Genomic DNA, 19,057 nt, shown 5'->3' on the forward strand with positions numbered 1-19,057 from the left:
TATGGAAAAGAAAAAACTGAATTATGCCTCATCCGGGGTGGATATTGCGGCCGCGGACAGGGCCGTGGATAAGATAAAGCTCCTGGCCAGAGCCACCTTCAATCCCTGTGTTCTTTCGGAAATAGGCTCTTTCGGCGGTTTTTTTAAGCCCGACTTGAGCAGATTTGAAAAGCCGGTACTGATATCATCGGCCGACGGGGTTGGAACCAAGCTGAAACTGGCTTTTATGTCGGGAATTCATAATACGGTCGGGGAGGATTTGGTCAACCATTGTGTCGATGACATTCTGGTCCATGGGGCCCGGCCGCTGTTTTTCATGGACTATATTGGGACCGGCAAACTCAATTCTGAAACCATCGCGGAAATTGTCGAGGGATTTTCCCGCGGTTGCCAGAGGGCCGGGATGGCTTTGCTGGGCGGTGAAACGGCCGAAATGCCGGATTTCTACAGCCCCGGAGAATATGACCTGGCTGGTTTTATCGTTGGCATAGTGGACCAGAAACGTATAATCAATGGCACCACCATTTCCGCCGGCGATGTCGTCATTGGTTTGGCATCCAATGGATTACACACTAACGGATACTCTCTGGCCCGTAAGGTTGTCTTCGATGTTGCCGTTCTTGAATTCGACAGCCGGGTCGAAACCCTGGGAATGCCGGTGGGCGAAGCGTTACTTATGACGCACAAGTGCTATCTTGATGCGGTTTATCCGCTTCTGGATAAATTCGATATCAAGGGGATGGCTCATATAACCGGGGGAGGGATTCGAGGTAATTTTATCAGAATAATGCCGGATAATCTGCAAGCCGTGATCGATAAAAATAGCTGGGATATTCCGCCGATATTCGATTTTATTCAGAAAACCGGGGAGATTGAGGCCGATGATATGTTCCAGGCCTTCAATATGGGGATAGGTTTCATTATCGTGGTTTCTCGCGATGAAGTCGATAAAATGCTTGAAAACCTAAAAGATTCCGGAGAAAAGCCGTATTTAATTGGTGATATTAAAGACGGCAACAAAGATATTATTCTTAAAGGTTAAGCATGTTTTTACTTTGTATTCTCGACGGTTTCGGTCTGAGAACCAGCGATTATTATAATGCTGTCATCAGCGCCAATAAACCCAACCTTGTCCGGCTTTTTCAATCATGTCCCAATATTCCGATTCAGGGTTCCGGTCAGGCAGTGGGATTACCGGCCGGCCAGATGGGGAATTCCGAAGTCGGCCATTTGAATTTTGGAGCCGGGCGGATTGTTTATCAGGATGTTACCCGGATCGATAAGGCCATCACCGATGGCGATTTTTTCACTAACCCGGTTTTCCTGGAGGGAATGAATCGAGCGACCAAAAATAAAACCTCGATTCATCTGTTCGGATTAGTGTCCGATGGCTGTGTTCATTCCTCGATGGAACATATGAAAGCTCTGGTTCGGTTGGCCAAAGAAAAAGGCGTTAAAAACTTATATCTTCATGCCTTTATGGACGGTCGCGATACGCCACCTCATTCCGGGTCGGGTTTTATGCAGGAGACGGTCGCTTTTTTCAAGAAGACCGGGTTGGGCAAGGTAGCTACGGTGATGGGCCGTTATTACGGTATGGATCGCGATAAAAGATGGGATCGTAACGAGAAAGCCTATCAGGCGATTGTCAATAAGAAAGGGGACCGGTTCGATAATCCCGTGACGGCCATTAAAGAATCATACGCCGAAGGTGTAACCGATGAATTTATTATACCGGTGGTAGCCAATCTGGGTGATGAAAACGAGGGTTGGTTGCGTGACGGCGATGTAGCCCTGTTCTTTAATTTCCGGGCCGATCGGGTTCGCCAGCTCTGTTATCTTTTCAGCGGGCGGGATCCGGAGAATTATCCCCATCCCGACCGACCGGAAATCCACCTGATTACTATGACCAATTATGATGTCACCCTGACATCGGCTCATGTGGCCTTCCCGCCGGTCCGGCTGATCAATATTTTTGGCGAGATAATTTCCCGGGCCGGATTAAGGCAGTTACGGATTGCCGAAACCGAGAAATATGCTCACGTTACCTATTTCTTCAACGGCGGCGTCGAGAAATCCTTTGAAAATGAAGACCGATGTATGATTCCCTCACCGAAAGTTCAGACTTATGATCTCAAGCCGGAGATGTCTTCGGTTGAAGTGGCCGATGAGACGGTGAAGAGGATCCTTTCAAAGAAATACGATGTCGTCGTTTTAAATTTCGCCAATTGCGATATGGTGGGGCACACCGGGGTGTTCGAAGCGGCTGTCAAGGCAGTGGAAGCGGTGGATACCGGTCTGGGCCGGGTTCTCAAAGCGGTCGAGGAGGTTCATGGACAGGCCATTATTACCGCCGATCACGGTAATGCCGAGCAGATGTATGACGACGATACCAATGGACCATTTACGGCCCATACGACCAATCCAGTGCCATTCATCTTTTTTGATAGTACCGGCAGGAACAACCGGGTTCGTCTCCGTTCGGGCGGATTTCTGGCCGATGTGGCGCCGACCATACTGGAATATTTAAATATTAAACAGCCGGATGAGATGACCGGCCAATCAATATTCGTTTCAGGTGAAGTCCCTGTTTTCAGGCGTTAAAAACCTTTTCTGGCCGCGGGAGGTTGCGATCCGTCTTCGTCGGGCCGAGTTAACCTTCTGGGCCTTCCTGCTGGCAGTTGCCTACCTGCCATTGCCGCTCGGATTTATTGCCTGGTTCGCTCTTGTCCGCCCGTTGGCCATTATTGCCAATCTTAAAGGTAAAGCCGCCTTTCAGGCGGCCTATTTTTATTCCTTCATGGCCAATCTTTTTCAGCTTTACTGGGTGGCAGTGGTAACCCCCCCCGGAATCGTCGCGGCAGTATTTATCCTGTCTCTTTATCCCGCCATAATACTGCTGGTTTTCAACAAACTGTATCATTATAAAAAGGCGATGAGCCTGATTGCCTTACCGGTCCTCTGGGTCGGGATGGAGTATTTCCGCAGTCTCAGCGAGTTTGCTTTTCCCTGGACCGACCTGTCGTACAGCCAGGGATATTATCTGGTATTCATTCAAATTATCTCGGTGTTGGGATGTTACGGGTTGTCATTTATTCTGATAGTTCTGAATGTATTGCTCTGGCAGGCCTTGAGCGGGATGAACTGTCTGGAAACAAGAGTCAGTACGGGGATCGGATTTCTGGGGCTGCTTGGAGTGGTTTGGGTTTATGGCTGGGTGGTTTTCCCGCCACTTGAGGTACCGGGCAATATTAAGGTGGCGCTGTTGCAGGGCAATGTCGATTTAAACACCAAATGGCAGCCGGAGACTCGTGACGATAATTTTGTCCTCTACGATTCAATGGCCGTGACAGCCGCCGAGGATACTGTCGACCTGATTGTATGGCCGGAAACGGCGGCTCCCGCCTATCCCCGGCATGAACCCAAATACCGTAAAATGCTATCGGCCACGGCGGTTAATAGCGGTGTCCCCAATCTGCTGGGAGCACTCGATGTTGAATTTTATGGTGCCAGAGAGGAATCTTACAACGCCGCCTTTCAATACGGGCCGGATGGTTCACTTGAAAAATATTATCATAAAATAAAGCTGGTGCCTTTTTCGGAGCATTCGCCTTATCAGGATCAAATACCATTTCTGTCGCGGAAGTTTATAGAAAAGTATGCCCGATCGGTCAGAACCCATGAGGTGCAATGGTGGTCGGATTTTTATTCGGGTGACTCAATCATCATTTTTGAGATCCCCAAAGCCCGGTATTCCGTTTTGATATGTTTCGAGGCAGCTTTTCCCGATTATGTCAGGCAGGGAGTCTTAAAGGGCGCCGAGTTCATCGTCAATATCACCAATGATACCTGGTTTGGCCGGACCTCCGGCCCCTACCAGCACATGCGTATTGCTGTTTTCCGGGCGGTGGAAAACCGTATTTTTATCGCGCGATGCGCCAATTCGGGGATTTCGGCCATTATCGATCCCTATGGGCGGGAGACGGTCCGGGCCGGATGGTATGTGAGAAAGATTATTACCGGCGATCTTTACCCATTGAACGAATATTCCACCTTTACCCGAATCGGCCCGATTTTGGGCAAATGGTCTTTGGTATTAACGGTTATCTTAATCGCTTATCTTTTGATGGTCTGGTTTCTGGGAAAACTGAAGGGAAGATTCAAGCCTGGTGACCCGGGAGATGAAAGGCCGCCAGTATAAACGGCAGGGAAAAACAGAAATAAGAGATATCGAATTGATCACCTTTCACTGCCGCTGTAAAACCGGTTTTAAATATCGTCAAAACAAAGGTTGCGCCGACCACACCGAAAAGAATCAAGGCTGTGGCATAATAAACCCGGTTCATGGAATTGACTACCCGGCTGCATGCCGCCGCGGTCAGGATGGATATGATTAACAGCCAGGAGGGAAGATAACCCATCTGGATGGTAAAAGGGCCGTATTTGAAAAAATACTCGCTGTTCCAGTAAATAAAAGGAGCCAGAGTCACAATAAAACCAATTAGAACAGAAATAACCGTGGTGGCCGGATTCAGCCGGTCCTGCCGGCTCAAGTATCCGAAGAAAATAATGTAGATCAAACCGACGATTCCCCTGGTCGAAAGAAGCAATCCCCCCAAAAGCCCCATCAGTATGGAAAACCAGAGGCCGCCTTTTTTATTATATCGGTTATAAATATTCAGGTAAATTAGTATAAGAGTCATATTGGTAAATAACTCCGAGCGAACGGCAACTTCGTACATAAAGGCGGGCGCAATCAGGAGAACCAGAAGCAGGCGTAGCCGTCCGGTGACATCATAACGATATCTATGAAAAATGAATCCGGCAAAAAGAATAAAGCCAAGAATCTGCAGGAATCCGATATCGCCGATCAGTTTGAAGGGCAGGGCGATAAAAAATATCATGGGAAAACCGGATGGGTGAGTGGGCGAATAGTACGGATATTGGCCATTCATCAGGTGGTCGAGCCAATCGTTGAGGGCCGGGTAGCGCCCGACCGCGATCTGATCAGGATGAAACTGAAACATGATGACAGTCAGAAAAACAGCCAGAGCCGTAACCAGCAAAACATAGATGGTATCCCAGTGGGGGCCGCGCAGAACCGACCCGGATTTGTGAAAGAGAATAACGGCGGCCGCGGCCGGCAGTAAAACCAGGCCGATCAGCGGCATCCAGATGGGGTAACCCTCAAGGTATTTCCAGGTAAAAAGAGAATTGGTGAAAACGTATAACAGGAAAAGGGTAATATTAACCGCTGAAAAAAAGGTGTTTTCCGATTTTTGTTCGTGATCCATACTGCCGTTTTTTTGTCAAACTATTATATGGGAATAAATGAAGTTGTTTACCCTTTAACAACATTTAAAAGCCGGATATTTGACCGTTATGATAAGCTTCATTGATCGGGGGAAAAAAATTGTGTATATTGCTCTGAATTTTATATTTTAATATAATGAAAAGAATATTGCTTTTTATCTGGTTGTCAATATTGCTGGCCCCGGCCATCCGGGCCGATAAATTCAGCGGCTGGGAATCCTTCACATCGACCGATCAGGTCCGGTATGTCGATTACTTTGAGGATTCTCTTCAGGTGATTACTTCCGGGGGATGGCTCAAGATCGATCCGTTTTCGGGGGGAATGAGAAAAATAACCAACAATGACGGTCTTGGAACCAACAATCTCTATTATATCCTTCGTGACAGCGATGGAATCGTCTGGCTGGCCGGCCAGGGAAGGTTGATCCGCATTATCGACAATCAGTTCAAACCATATCTTTTTTATGACAACGAAAATAATTTAATGACATTGTATTCTATTGCCGATGATGGCGATCAGCTCTGGATTGCCACTTCGATCGGCCTGGTTCTTTTTTCCAAGAATATCGATGATGGACAGATTGAGGATTTCTATTACCGTTTCGGGGACGGCATCAGTGATAAACCTTCGGTTTTTGACATTATGATACTGGGAGATTCTATCTGGCTGGGAACTTCGGATGGAATAGCTTATGCCGATAAAAGCAATCCCGATTTTCTAAAATCGCCCGATAACTGGATGGTTCTGAAGCCCTCGAGTTATATATCATCATCGCTGGATACCGTTACGGCTCTGGCTTTATATAACGATAATATTTATCTGGGGACCACCCACGATGCATTCAAACTTAATCGTCAGCCGGCATTTTCGCTGACTGATCTGCCGACCAGAAGTATCATCACTGTCAAGCACCTTATTGTCACTGGAGATAGCCTGATGATTTATGCCGGGGGCGGTTTTTTCGCCTATTCCGATACGAGGCCGATTATCTGGAACAATACCCCAGCCATTGTATTGAATACTCATGCGGCCGGCCGGGTAGTGGATGGTGTACACTGGGTGGGCAATTACCTGGCCGGGATGTATCACGGTTGGGAAAGCGAATACGAACACTACGATGACGGTGGATTACTCGACAACCAGATATCGGCATTATCGGTCGATTCCTCCGGCAATGTGTTCGCCGCTTTCAACTCCAGCGGCATTTCGGTTTATGATGGGACATCATGGAGTAGCTCTGATTTAGGGGTTGTCGGGAGTGATATCAGGGATATTATGCATGATAACCGGGGCGGGCTCTGGGTTGGCACCTGGGGCGGGGGATTGTATTATATCTCCGATGATACAACCATTATATTCAAGGAAGACAACTCCTCATTACACGGGGTTTTCGATAATTATTCGTATGTGGTTGCCAGTCATCTGGCGGCGACTTCGGATTATTTATTCGCCCTGAATTTCGCGGCCCGCGATAATAATGTGATCCGGGTTGTTGATCTGGGTGATTTTACCCGCTGGGGATCATTCGGTTTCAGCGATGGGATTACCCCCGAGACCGATAATTATTATTCCCTCGATTGCCTTGAAGACCGTTTTGTCGTTGGTACCGCCGATCAGGGCGTTTTTTATTACTATTTCGGAAATGATCCCTTCGATAAAAGCGATGATTCGGTGGTTTATATGAACGAAGACAACAGCCACCTGGGTTCCGACGAGGTCAAAACAATCAAGTTCGACAATCAGGGCGAGTTATGGATCGGTACCAAATTCGGTCTCTCTTTATATGATCCCGGGATTGATCGGTTCGACAATGTTACTTTGCCATCAGGTTTCGGGCCGGAAGTCAAGGAATTGACCTTCGATCGGCGGCGCAATGTTTGGATCGGCGCCCAGAATGGCCTGGGGCGGTACAATATCGGAATAGAATCATTTGATGTATATACCATTAATAATTCAGGTCTGGCGGCTGATGATATTATCGATCTGGTAATCAATCCGGCCACTAATGATCTCTGGATCGGGACCCGGGAGGGAATTTCGAAACTGGAATCTATTATCGGACCGCCGACTGAAGTCGCCGCGGATGTGATTGCTTTCCCCAATCCCTTTGTGATTCGAGGTGATGGCAGTTTCCTGTCCTTTAATTATGATGGTAACGCCACTGTCCGTATTTATACCGTCAACGGGGAACTGGTCCGGGAGATGGATGTCAATGTGTTATGGGATGGAACCAATCAGCAGCAGCAGCCACTTGCCTCGGGCGTATACCTGTTTCTGATGACGGCCGAAAATGGTTCGGTGGGACGGGGCAAAATTCTGTTAGTTAGAAATTGATGCCACTTCAATTATATTCGTCGGATAATCTCCCTGTTGAGGAATGGACGGAATTGACCGGCAATTCTTTTTATTCCTCACCGGGATTCGCCCGGATCTGGAGGGCGCTGGGAGGGCGGGAGATCTTCACCGTATTAAGAGAGGGAAATCGTCTTGTGGCCGGCATGGTCGGAGTGCTGTTCGGCCATTTTCCTTTTCTGCGCTATCAATCAATGCCCGACGGTATCACCGGTTGTCCATATTTTGCGGCAGGATTCGGTGATGAATTTAAACAGGAATTCTATACAGGTTTGGGAGACTGGCTTCGATCCCGACGGGTTATCCGGGCCGATATCCATAATCCGCCGGGGGATTTCCGGATGAAGGGTTTTGCCCTCGGCGAGCGTTATACGCATGTGATAATGTTATCCGATGGTGTTTTCCATCCAACCGATCCGGGGATCGGAAAGCATATCCGAACCGGTCAGCGACGGGGTGCGGAGGTGAGTCTATTTACAGATGCCAGTCGGCTTGATGATTTCTATCGTCTGGTGAAAGTGACCGAGCGGAGGCATAATCTGAAACCACGCTTTCCGCTTGAATTATTCCGTCGACTGCACAGACTATCGCTCGATGATTCGAGAATCCTGTGGTTGATGGTGCAATATGACAATATAATGATTGGATCAAGAATCTGCTTGATCGAAGGAACGGAACTTCTTGCCTGGCAATTCTATTCTGATAAAGATTACACTCATCTCAAACCCGGTTATTTGATGTTTGATTATATCTTTCGTCATGCGAGCGAATACGGACTGAAAGTCATAAATCTGGGCTGGTCGCCGCCGGAGGTAACTTCGTTAATTGATTATAAGGAGCGTTGGGGTGGGGAGAAGCAGACTTTCAAATACCATACATATTTCAGCTGCTTGGGGAAGTTTCTGTACCGCTGGAGGCCGGAATGAAAATCCTGATGCTGGCCGATGGGTGCGCATTTCATGCCGTGCGTTATCAAACCGAAATGAAAAATCAGGGTGTTGAGATAATCCTGGCGTCACTGGAGCGGGGGGAGACGGTCGATATTTTACTCAAAAAAAAATCGGTGAGTAACAGCCTCAATTACTTCTTCATCAACCGGCAGATTAAGGAACTGGTTCGGAAAATCGATCCGGATATTGTTAATCCGCATTTTGCGTCAGGTTACGGTTTTTCGACAGCCGTTTCCCGGGTCTGGAAAAAGAGATCGGTGGTGCTGCATTGCCTGGGATCGGATATTTTGATATCGCCGAAAAAATCCATAGCCCACCGACGCCGGGTGGTTTATGCTCTGACTCGCGCAAATTATGTTTTGGCGGATTCAAATTACCTGGCCGAAAATATCAGAAAACTCGCTTCTGTCCGGAATCTGGAGATTATTCCCTGGGGAGTCGAAAAGGAGATTCTGGAGCTGTTCGAATTGAAAAAGACTTCCGGTTTCAGGTGGCACCATCCACTGCGCATTCTCGTCCCCCGGCCGCATAACAGGGTGTACAATAATGAATTTATTGTCAGGACGCTGGCACCCCGAATCAATCGGAAGGAAATTCAACTGACTTTTCCTGCCTGGGGTGAAGATATCGTTGATTTTGAGATTCTCGTTCGAGATCTCTGCCCCGGAGGCGGAATTGATTTCTATCACATGAAGCCCCGAACGGATTATATTCGATTTCTTGCGGACCATGATATATATCTATCCGCCTCACTGTCGGATTCCTCACCCGCATCGCTGATTGAAGCGATGGGTTGCGGGATGCTGCCGATTGTCGCCGATATCCCAGGGATTAGGGATTGGGCAATTAGCAGTAACAGCATATTGTATGATCCGCACCGGCCGGAAACTCTGGATGAAACCATTGATCGGCTGCCACATTTGGAATTGGAACCGATTTTAATCACCAACCATGCGAAAGTGGCCCGTGAGGCAATCTGGGTGAATAATATCAGAGCCACAATTGAAATCATGGAAAGGGTTGCCGTTGGCCGATCATAAGAAAAATATTCTCCTGATTGCCTATCATTTCCCACCCCTTGGACTTGGGGGAGTAGGACGGCCGCTCGGGCTATTCCGATATCTGCCCGAATTCGGCTATGATGTTACCGTCCTGACAGTCAGGGATATATTATATCCCGAATACGACCATACTCTATTAGATGACAGTAAAACCGAGAAAATTATCCGCACCGGTTCGCTTGATCCATCACGCCTGCTGTACCGACTGGGATTTCAGCGGATGCCGAAAGGGTGGGGTGGATCATCGCGGGCATCTCTGTGTTATTATCCTGATGCCAAACGGGGCTGGCTTCCGTTTGCCTATCGCAAGGCGATGGAAATCATTAAAGCGGGTGAATTCAAAGCCGTTATTACCACCTCGCCGCCGCCCTCGGCGCATCTGATCGGCCTGAAATTGAAAAAGAATCTCGGAATAAAATGGATTGCCGATTTCCGTGATCTCTGGTTTTCCCTGCCGATCGAGATTCTCTACCGGACTTCCTTTCAGAGAAAATATGCTCAATTCCTGAAACGACGATTCGTTGAAAACGCCAATGAGATAGTCGGGGTAAACCGGTGTATTGTTGATTATCTTGAAAGGGGAGAGGTCATTACCAATGGGGCCGATCCGGATTATGTTAAGTGTTGGCATGCTACCGCCACAAAAAAAGAAACGCGCCTGGTGATCGGCGTGCTGGGTACGCTCAGCGATCTCTGTCCGATCGAGCCGTTATTCAAAGCGGTAGCGGGGCTGATCGACCGGGATGGATCGTATCGCGACAGAGTGACCATAATCCATGTCGGCCGATACGACGCCATGGAAATAACTGACTTGATAGATCGGCATGGTTTAAGAGGAATCGTGTGCCTGAAAGGTTACCTGCCGAAAGGCGAAGCAATCAGATCCCTGGCAACTGCGGATATTTTGTATTTCACTGTGCGTGGATTTGACTCCTATACCATTCTGCCGGGGCGTATTTTCGATTATCTCAGTTCGGGAAAACCAATAATCGGGACCGTGCCACCAGAATCCGATGCCGCTTTGTTGATCTCGAGTTATTCTCAGGGGAAAGCTGTATCGCCTGATGATATCGATGGCGTGGCCGATTTCATAGAGCTTTATAGCGGTAAAAAGGAAACCGGTTCCCTGATCCCGGATGACAGGGAAACCGGTTGTGATACTTATTCGGTAATGGAGACGGCCCGAAAATATGCGGCCCTGCTGGATCGTCTTACCTGATCAACAGCATTTTTTTCGTATCCGTGAATTCTCCCGTAGTCAGGCGGTAGAAATAAATACCACTCGATTGTTCCCGGCCGTTTTTGTCGCGGCCATCCCATTCCCAGGTATATGTTCCAGACGGTTGGCTGTATGAATCCGACAGCAGGACCTCCTGTCCCAGGATGTTATAAATCGTGAAGGTGACATCTGCCTGTTTGGGCAGGCTGTACCTGATAGTGGTAACAGGATTAAAAGGATTAGGGAAATTCTGGCCCAGTTCGAATTCCCGTGGCAGAAGCGTTTCAATATCATCATCGGTATCTAGGGTGATGGAGGGGACATAAATATCCTGTAAAACGGTATATCCGGGTTTAGCCGCTGTTAGAGTATAGGCCGATTGCTCATCAAGTGCAGTGCTGAAGTGATACTGACCGTCGTCATCGGTTATACCCTGTTCCAGAACCGTACCATCAAGGGCAATAGTCACAGTTACGCCTGAAACCGGATTTTCGTCGCTGAGGATAGTTACGGTCTGTTCCGGGGCCGATTTCGGGACATCGGCAACAAGTCGTCCGGGCTGTTCGGTGTAAATCCTGATTGTCGGATCGCCAAGGAAATTTTGGCCGTAGATAAGGTCGCGATAATAGGGATAATCAAGCCATGAATAATGCATGGCCAGAACCGGATTACCCTCAGCCAGGGCGTATAAATTCCTGGTGAAAGAGGCTTGGAGAAAATAACTCGAATAAACCCAGCCCCAGCGGGCATTGGCCACGTAGGCCACCGCCCCGCAGGCCTCAGCGGCCATCAGCCTTTCGGCAAAAGACCATTCGGAACTACTCCCGTTGGAGGAGTCAAGATCGAAAGCGCCGCCGTCACATGAAAGCGAGTAGTACAACCCGGTCTTATTATTTTTTTCCAGCTGACCCAGGTCGCCGTTGTCATTGCTCTGGGGGCGGGCCAGGAGAAGTGAGGCGGGCCAGTCACCGTAATTCACCGAGCGCACCACAAAACCGTCGATACGGCCATGAGCCAGGATATGAACAAAGCCGTAACCGTCGGAAAGAGATTCAATGCATGATTCGCCACTGGGAAAAGTCGGGTCGGGATCGTTCCCCGAAGGTGCTTCGATACCACTGACGGTATCTATTACGATATAGGAGGGCAATTCTTTACCGATAAAGGCGTGCTGTCCTCCGGCGGGATAATCGCGCATCTGATCCGAAGAAAAGAAATAGGCCCGGGTGAGGTAATCGAAATCGCCGTTGCCGGGATTGAGAGAGTAGTTGATCAGCTTATCGAGATAGCGAGTAATCGCCCAGCCGGCATTAACCGGCAAACGGCCGACCAGCAGTTCGGGGATAAGATCGGGAGAATCATCGGTAGGCTCGCCCCAAACACCGTCGCCGTCGACTTCCCATTCCCCATCCAGATCGCCGAAATAAAGATCGGAAGGCCGCAGGTAACTCGGGTCCAACGGCTGGACATCGGTATTATAATAATAAACGTAACGCACCGGCACGGTGACATCATCGCCGCCAAGAAGAACATAACGTCCGCCGGACTGATAAAAATCTTTCAGATAATTACGGATTTTTTCGGCTTCATCGATTCCCGAATAATGGGCGTAAATGGAATCGAGGGTAATTATCCCGGTAGTAATTCCGGTGGCATTTTTAAACTCGACCAGGGATTCGAAATACTCCGCGAGAGAAGAGGAGGTGATGATAATATAATCGATTCCGAGCCCCGGGGTTTCCGAGGAACCTGTCTTAAAGGCCAATGAGACGTTATTCGAAATCGGGTAGAAAGCTTTCAGAGCCACTTCCGCTGGAGGCAAAAAATCCCCGATTGCAATTTCATTATCGACCATGAAGATCCGGTTGAATGTCAGGTAACCTACCGAATCGAGCGTTACCGGTAAGATGCTGACGGCCGTGTATGTCTGTCCGGCGATAATGACCGGCTGAAGATTTATAACCGGCGAGCCCAGATTAAAAATTGGAGTCTTCGGAAAATACGGAGGAATTTCATTCTCGCCCGTGGGAATTGATTCAAACAACGCCAGTCCCTCGGGTAGAGAGGTTAATCGGACCTGATCGGCCGGATTAACATGGATATCTGTTTTTAACAGAGGAGAGGGCGTCGATATGTACAGGGTGTAAACCGGAAGAGAAAAACTGCCATTGATGATTATCTCCGATAAGTCGCCGTATTTAATGTGGAATCCATTATCCGGGATGATGAGAGAATCAATATCAAATCGACAAAGGACTTCCCCCGCCAAAGCTGATCCGGCCAGAAGCATGATCAGCGTCAAGCCAAATGATATAATAAGGCCCCTTTTTCTCACGTTTATCCTCCTGTTTCAATCTGAACTCAGGAATAGTAACTGCAAGGAGGCTGCCTTTAATGCCGGGACCGGCAGAAAGATGATATCTCCTCTTAAGCTGTTGAAGGACAAGAGAAATTCCATATTGTCCAATAAATAATATTAGTCAGGCCAAGATTTTTTTGAAAGAATCAGGGGATGGAAACCATATAAAAAGGGGAAAAAACCTGAAGTTTAACTTTAAAAGGGGGTAATTAAGTTTGTTTGCAAAGTAAAAGTAGCTTGACAAGTTATAAGTTGATAGTTATTTTTCTGCCGTTATTTATTGAAAATAAATAGCTTACGTCCTCTAAAAAGCCGGATTTTTTCCTTGACAATTTTAACAAAAAATGAATAATTGGGGAAATTATGGTTTGAAATGGAGTAAAGTGGAGGAGCTCCGTGGTCGGCTACTACGGTCAGTATACCGTCTTGATGGATGACAAGGGGCGAATTGCTCTGCCGGCCAAACTGCGTCCGGAAGTCAAAGACAAAAAATCTTCCGAAACATTCATGCTTACCAAAGGTCTGGACGGCTGTCTCGCGCTTTACCCGCAGAAACAATGGGAGCTTATCCAGAAGCGATTGGATACGCTTGATTTCACCAGCCGTAATTTCCGGTTTTTCAGCCGGCTGTTGTACTCGGTTGCCGTTCCCGTTAAACTCGATCGTCAGGGAAGAATGCTGATTCCTCAACACCTGCAGAAAGAGGCCGGTCTGGATCGCGAAATATTGATAATCGGTTCCAATCGCTGGCTGGAGTTATGGAAGCCGGAGACTTATGAGCAATATCTGAAGCAGTATGGTCAAAGTTATGAAGAGGTAGCGGAAAAGCTATTTGATATCGATCACCGTCAGGAGGGATGAGATGTTTCACCGGCCGGTGCTGGTGGAGGAAACGGCGCATTACCTGGTTACGCGCCATGGGGGGATTTATCTTGACATGACCTGCGGCGGGGGCGGCCATCTTAAACATATTTCCGGTATTCTCGCAGGGGGAGCAACCTTGATCGGAATTGATCGTGATCCGGAGGCAATCGTGGCGACCCGGGAAAATCTTCATTCCGTCCCGCAAAGCAAATTTTTTATAAATAGCTCTTTTGCCCGAGTTGAAGAAGTGTTGGTGAACCTGAAAATATCTGCCGTTGACGGCATTCTGTTTGATCTGGGAATATCTTCGTACCAGATCGATGAAGGGCGGCGCGGTTTTGCTTTTATGCAGGACGGACCGCTTGATATGCGGATGGGAGTTGATTCCGATATCACCGCCGAGGACATTGTCAACCGGTATTCCGAATCGGAGTTGACCCGGATTTTTCGAGATTACGGCGAAGAGCGTCGCTCGGCCGCGGTGGCGCGGGCCATCTGCCGGGAACGTCAAATCCAGTCCATTACAACGACCGGAAGACTTCGGAACATCCTCGAGCGGGTTTTTCCCCCACTGCACTTCAATGCCTCGCTGGCGAGGATTTTTCAAGCCATCAGGATCGAAGTCAACCGCGAATTGGAGCAACTCAGGCAGGTTCTGCCATTATCTTTTAATCTTTTGAAAACTGGCGGCCGGCTGGTGGTAATATCGTATCACTCACTCGAGGATCGGATTGTTAAAAGATTTATGACTGAAAAGGCACGTGGCTGTATTTGTCCGCCCCGCGTTCCAGTCTGCACATGCGGCCATCAGCCGGAAGTCAGGTTACTAACGAAAAAAGTTATAAAACCCTCACCCAATGAAATCGCAAATAACAGCCGGGCTCGTTCGGCCCGGTTGCGGGCGATCGAGAAAATTGTTTGAAATGAAAATTTCTGTCCAGAGATACCGCGCCACCGGAAATCTGCGAAATTCCCTGAGAAAAAAGCTGGTTTCTTCCCGGTCGTTGATTCCGACTCTTTTTGTGGGATCGGTAATACTCCTGGCCTGCCTCCATATCTGGCAGCGAGTGTATGTCATGGGTCTGGTGCGGGAGGTCTCCGTTCTGGAAAAAGAAAATAAGACTTTAAGCGATCTGGTCAAGAAGACGGAAATGGATATTGTCGAGCTCTCCCGTCTATCCCGGATAGAAAAAGTAGCGACCGAACAACTGGGTATGTCGCGAGTCAATATGGAAAACACTTTTACCCTTACCCTGAATGGAGCGGAAATCAAGACAGAGGGTTTGGGCGAAGTTGTTGCCTCGCTTAAGAAGATAGCCGATAACCTCCCGGTGTTAAACGAAAGTAAGGCCGAAACCAGCGAGATTTTTGAAGGCAATGAGTAATCGTCAATCAGGCATTTTCAGCAAATCGAGATTGGTCATTCTCTATATCATAATTTCCTTAAGCTGGCTCCTGTTGTTTTTAAGACTGGCGGAAATCCAGGTTGTCCATGGCGGTGAGTACGGCGAAAAAGCCCGGAAACAATCGACCGGCAAAATTTCTGTCAAAGCTGATCGGGGGCTGGTGTTCGATCGCAAAGGCCGCCAGGTAGCTGTCAATGTCATCATGAATTCTCTCTATGCTTATCCTTCGAGCAATCAGGAGATTAAAAACATCTATCGTTATCTGGACAGACTCTATAACCGGACCGCGGGAAGTTCCCGGTGGAAATACTCTCTCAAGACCGAGAAATTCAGCTGGATAGACCGTGATCTTCCCGATGAGCTGGCCGAGAAACTGGTCAATGACAGTATCCCCGGATTGTACATCAAGAAGCAGATGAAAAGGGATTATCCTTTCGGTAATATCGGGCGTCAGTTGTTGGGGGGAACAGATATCGATGACAACGGTATTTCTGGACTGGAGTACAGCTATGATTCGCTTTTGGCGGGGCAACCCGGCCTGATCGATTATCTTCGTGATGCCCATCGCAATACTTACCGGATCAAAGAAATCCCCCTGGTGCAACCGATTCCCGGAAAATCTCTAGTCTTGACCCTGGATTGGTATTTTCAGGAGATTGTTGAGGAAGAACTTCGGGCGGCGGTGGAAAAATACCATGCCCTTGAGGGTACCGCCCTGTTTCTGGATTGTCACACCGGTGAGATACTGGCGGCGGCGGATTATGTAGCCGGTGATGATGACCGGGCAATCAAACTTCGTGCGGTAAGCAACTGCTTTGAGCCGGGTTCTGTTTTCAAGGCCTTCACGGCCGGAGCTCTTCTGGATAACAAACTGGTCGATTTCGAGGAAAAAATATACTGTGAAGAGGGATTATGGAAACTCAAGAGGGGCCGGTTGCATGACGACAAAAAGCATGACAGCCTAACATTCCGGGAAATTATTGAACTTTCCAGCAACATCGGTATCGGTAAACTGGCCCTTCGTCTGGGTCCGGATAAGCTGGTTGAGATGGCCCACCGGTTCGGTTTCGGCCAGAAATATTTTGTTGGTTTGCCGGGCGAACAATCCGGGAATGTGGCGGCCCCCAGAGTCTGGTCGGACTATAATATTGCCGCATTGTCCATTGGGCACTCGGTATCGGTAACGGCCCTTCAACTGACCAGCGCCATGGGGGCAATTGCCAACGGTGAAAAGCTGTACCGTCCAAGTATTATTCGGGGGATTATTGATTGCAATGGCCGGGTAGTTAAAAAAAATGGACCGCAGGTGGTAGGGAAGGCGATCAATCCCAAGAGCGCCGAAATCCTCAGGACCTTTCTGACCGGAGTCGTCGAGCGGGGCACCGCCACTCCCGTTAAATCGGATATTGTCTCTATCGCGGGAAAAACCGGAACCGCGGAAGTTGTCGATTTTAAAAACGGCGGTTATATAAAAAACAAGTTTGTCGCCTCTTTTCTGGGTTACTTCCCGGCCGATGACCCGAAAATCGCCGGGGTAGTGGTTTTAAATCAGCCGGAACCGATCCATTACGGCGGTTATACCTCCGGTCCCGCTTTTAAAAATATGGCCGAAAGATATTCGGTTGCCAACTCCGATTTCCTTCGTCCCGATACCCGGCTGACTGCCGGCGATGAAGAGATGGATATGAAAAAAGTCCCGGATTTTGTCGGACGGGATATCTCGCTGGTCAAACAGATGGCTGAAAAAGATGGTATTCCAATTGCCGCCAATGCCGAACACGGCGTGGTGATCTGGCAGTACCCGCCCGAGGGACGGATCTTACCCGGGAATGAAACGGTGGCGGTGGTGGTCGAAAATGAAGGTGCTGAGGACATGGTCATGATGAATCTTTTAGGCATGAAAATAAGGACCGCGATGGCGGTTCTGAATTACCTTGGCTTGCCCCATGAAATCGAGGGGTATGGTTTTGTCAGGGATCAGTATCCCCGGGCGGGGAAGGCGGTCAACAAAAATATCCGATGTCATCTGGTTTGCCGGAAGGGATAACAACGGCGATATGATATTGAAAGAATTGATATCGACAGGCAGTAACTTGGAATTGACCGGTGACGGTACCATTGAGATAACCGGTTTGGACTATGATTCCCGGAGGATAAGACCGGGAATGCTGTTTGTGGCCATTGCCGGATACCGCCAGGATGGCAATCGATTTATTCCGGATGCAATCCAAAACGGGGCGGCGGCGATCCTTACCGAAAAACCGATCGACCTTGACATTCCGGTTGTGGTGACATCATCGATTCGGAAAACCATGGCCGCGATGGCCGCCTGTTTTTATGATTACCCCGGCCTAAAAATTGCCGCCACGGCTGTCACCGGGACCAATGGGAAAAGCACTTCGGTTGCCCTTATTGCCAATCTTCTCAGGACGGCCGGGAAAAAAGTCGGGATGATGAACTCCCTGGTTTACGATACCGGGACCAGGCAGTACAAGGCTGAGCGGACCACACCGGATTCGATCGATACCCAGAAAATGATGGCCGAGATGGTCGGAGCCGGGTGTACCGAGGGCGTTATCGAGGTTTCATCACATGCCCTGGTCCTGCACCGGGTGGACCATATCGATTTCAAGGTTGGCCTGTTCACTAATTTCAGCCGCGATCATCTTGATTTTCATAACACCATGGAGGAATATCTGGCCGCCAAAAAACTGCTGCTGGATATACTGACCGGACCCGGTCGATGGGCGGTTATCAATGTGGATGTCCCCGAGTACGCCGGATTTATCCCCGATGTCAAAGGGCGCTGTCTGACATGGTCACTGCACGATGCCGGGGCCGATGTTTATGTCGAAAAGGCTGATTTGTATCCCGACCGGACCGTTTTCGACATAAGGACAGCCTCCGGTTGCGACACCATCACCATTCGCCTGCCCGGACGGTACAATCTTGAAAACGCCGCCGGCGCGGCCGCCGCAGGAGTGGCACTGGGACTTGGACAGAATATTATCAAGACTGGTCTGGAATCGGCCCAACCGGTCATGGGACGGTTTCAGCCGGTTGATCTGGGTCAGCCTTTCACGGTTATAATAGATTTTGCGCATACCCCCGATGCCCTTAAACGATTGATTGCTTCCGCCCGGGAAATAAGCAGGGGGCGGATTTTAACGCTTTTCGGATGCGGCGGCGACCGGGACAAAGGCAAACGACCGCTGATGGGCCGGGTGGTGACAGAAAATTCGGACGTAGCGGTGGTGACCTCCGATAATCCACGAAAGGAAGACGCCGGGAAAATAATCGAGGATATTCTTCCTGGCATGAGCGGAAAAAATTATGAAATACGGGTGGATCGTAAAGAAGCAATCGCGAGAATCCTGTCCTTGGCCCGGCCGTATGATATGGTCCTGATTGCCGGTAAGGGAGCCGAGGATTACCAGGAAATCGGGACAAAAAAATATCCCTATCAGGATCAGGTGGAAATTATCCGGGTACTGGAATCGCTGGGATACAGCCAGGGATGCAGAAGTTGATT

The 19,057-nt window shown here is 48.9% G+C and carries 14 protein-coding genes; 12 read left to right on the forward strand and 2 right to left on the reverse strand.

Annotated elements, in window-relative coordinates:
* The first annotated feature begins 1 nt into the window (after position 1).
* Genes JXQ28_07205 through lnt form a run of 3 tightly spaced genes read left to right on the forward strand, consistent with a single transcriptional unit; the run spans position 2 to position 4,201 of the window.
* A complete protein-coding gene (locus JXQ28_07205) occupies positions 2-1,042 on the forward strand; it encodes a phosphoribosylformylglycinamidine cyclo-ligase (protein MBN2277517.1) in 1,041 nt (346 codons plus the stop codon).
* 2 nt (positions 1,043-1,044) lie between these two features.
* Positions 1,045-2,604, forward strand: a complete 1,560-nt coding sequence (locus JXQ28_07210) for a 2,3-bisphosphoglycerate-independent phosphoglycerate mutase (GenBank protein ID MBN2277518.1) — start codon at positions 1,045-1,047, stop codon at positions 2,602-2,604.
* On the forward strand, positions 2,579-4,201 hold the full coding sequence (gene lnt / locus JXQ28_07215; GenBank protein ID MBN2277519.1) for an apolipoprotein N-acyltransferase: 1,623 nt from the start codon (positions 2,579-2,581) through the stop codon (positions 4,199-4,201). Before JXQ28_07210 ends, lnt begins: the two co-directional genes overlap by 26 nt.
* Here lnt and JXQ28_07220 read toward each other — a convergent pair.
* Entirely contained in the window at positions 4,161-5,294 is a 1,134-nt protein-coding gene (locus tag JXQ28_07220; protein MBN2277520.1) for a hypothetical protein, read from the reverse strand. The two genes, lnt and JXQ28_07220, sit on opposite strands and share 41 nt — an antisense overlap.
* 155 nt (positions 5,295-5,449) lie before the next feature.
* Between JXQ28_07220 and JXQ28_07225 the strand changes: the two genes are divergently transcribed.
* From JXQ28_07225 to JXQ28_07240, 4 genes are read left to right on the forward strand one after another with little or no spacing between them, the layout of a single operon-like run.
* Entirely contained in the window at positions 5,450-7,648 is a 2,199-nt protein-coding gene (locus JXQ28_07225) for a T9SS type A sorting domain-containing protein (protein MBN2277521.1), read from the forward strand.
* Entirely contained in the window at positions 7,648-8,592 is a 945-nt protein-coding gene (locus JXQ28_07230; protein ID MBN2277522.1) for a GNAT family N-acetyltransferase, read from the forward strand. Before JXQ28_07225 ends, JXQ28_07230 begins: the two co-directional genes overlap by 1 nt.
* Positions 8,589-9,656 (forward strand): glycosyltransferase, encoded by a 1,068-nt coding sequence (locus JXQ28_07235; GenBank protein ID MBN2277523.1) that lies wholly within the window; start codon positions 8,589-8,591, stop codon positions 9,654-9,656. Before JXQ28_07230 ends, JXQ28_07235 begins: the two co-directional genes overlap by 4 nt.
* Positions 9,619-10,896 (forward strand): glycosyltransferase family 4 protein, encoded by a 1,278-nt coding sequence (locus JXQ28_07240; GenBank protein MBN2277524.1) that lies wholly within the window; start codon positions 9,619-9,621, stop codon positions 10,894-10,896. The genes JXQ28_07235 and JXQ28_07240 overlap by 38 nt, the downstream gene beginning before the upstream one ends.
* Here the strand turns inward: JXQ28_07240 and JXQ28_07245 are convergent.
* Positions 10,889-13,231, reverse strand: a complete 2,343-nt coding sequence (locus JXQ28_07245; protein MBN2277525.1) for a T9SS type A sorting domain-containing protein — start codon at positions 13,229-13,231, stop codon at positions 10,889-10,891. The two genes, JXQ28_07240 and JXQ28_07245, sit on opposite strands and share 8 nt — an antisense overlap.
* A 420-nt stretch (positions 13,232-13,651) precedes the next feature.
* On the opposite strand from JXQ28_07245, the gene mraZ reads away from it, so the two are divergent.
* From mraZ to JXQ28_07270, 5 genes are read left to right on the forward strand one after another with little or no spacing between them, the layout of a single operon-like run.
* Positions 13,652-14,116 carry a division/cell wall cluster transcriptional repressor MraZ gene (mraZ, locus tag JXQ28_07250; protein MBN2277526.1) on the forward strand — a complete coding sequence of 155 codons (465 nt, stop codon included), beginning with the start codon at positions 13,652-13,654 and terminating at the stop codon, positions 14,114-14,116.
* Between the two features lies 1 nt (position 14,117).
* Positions 14,118-15,041: a 16S rRNA (cytosine(1402)-N(4))-methyltransferase RsmH gene (gene rsmH, locus JXQ28_07255; protein MBN2277527.1), complete on the forward strand. Its 924-nt coding sequence runs from the start codon at positions 14,118-14,120 to the stop codon at positions 15,039-15,041.
* On the forward strand, positions 15,034-15,504 hold the full coding sequence (locus JXQ28_07260; GenBank protein ID MBN2277528.1) for a cell division protein FtsL: 471 nt from the start codon (positions 15,034-15,036) through the stop codon (positions 15,502-15,504). Before rsmH ends, JXQ28_07260 begins: the two co-directional genes overlap by 8 nt.
* Positions 15,497-17,572 carry a PASTA domain-containing protein gene (locus tag JXQ28_07265; GenBank protein MBN2277529.1) on the forward strand — a complete coding sequence of 692 codons (2,076 nt, stop codon included), beginning with the start codon at positions 15,497-15,499 and terminating at the stop codon, positions 17,570-17,572. Before JXQ28_07260 ends, JXQ28_07265 begins: the two co-directional genes overlap by 8 nt.
* Before the next feature lie 10 nt (positions 17,573-17,582).
* A complete protein-coding gene (locus tag JXQ28_07270; protein ID MBN2277530.1) occupies positions 17,583-19,055 on the forward strand; it encodes a UDP-N-acetylmuramoyl-L-alanyl-D-glutamate--2,6-diaminopimelate ligase in 1,473 nt (490 codons plus the stop codon).
* The last annotated feature ends 2 nt before the right edge of the window (positions 19,056-19,057 follow it).

This window comes from Candidatus Zixiibacteriota bacterium (assembly GCA_016933955.1).
In the GTDB taxonomy this organism is placed as follows: Bacteria; Zixibacteria; MSB-5A5; order GN15; family PGXB01; genus JAFGTT01.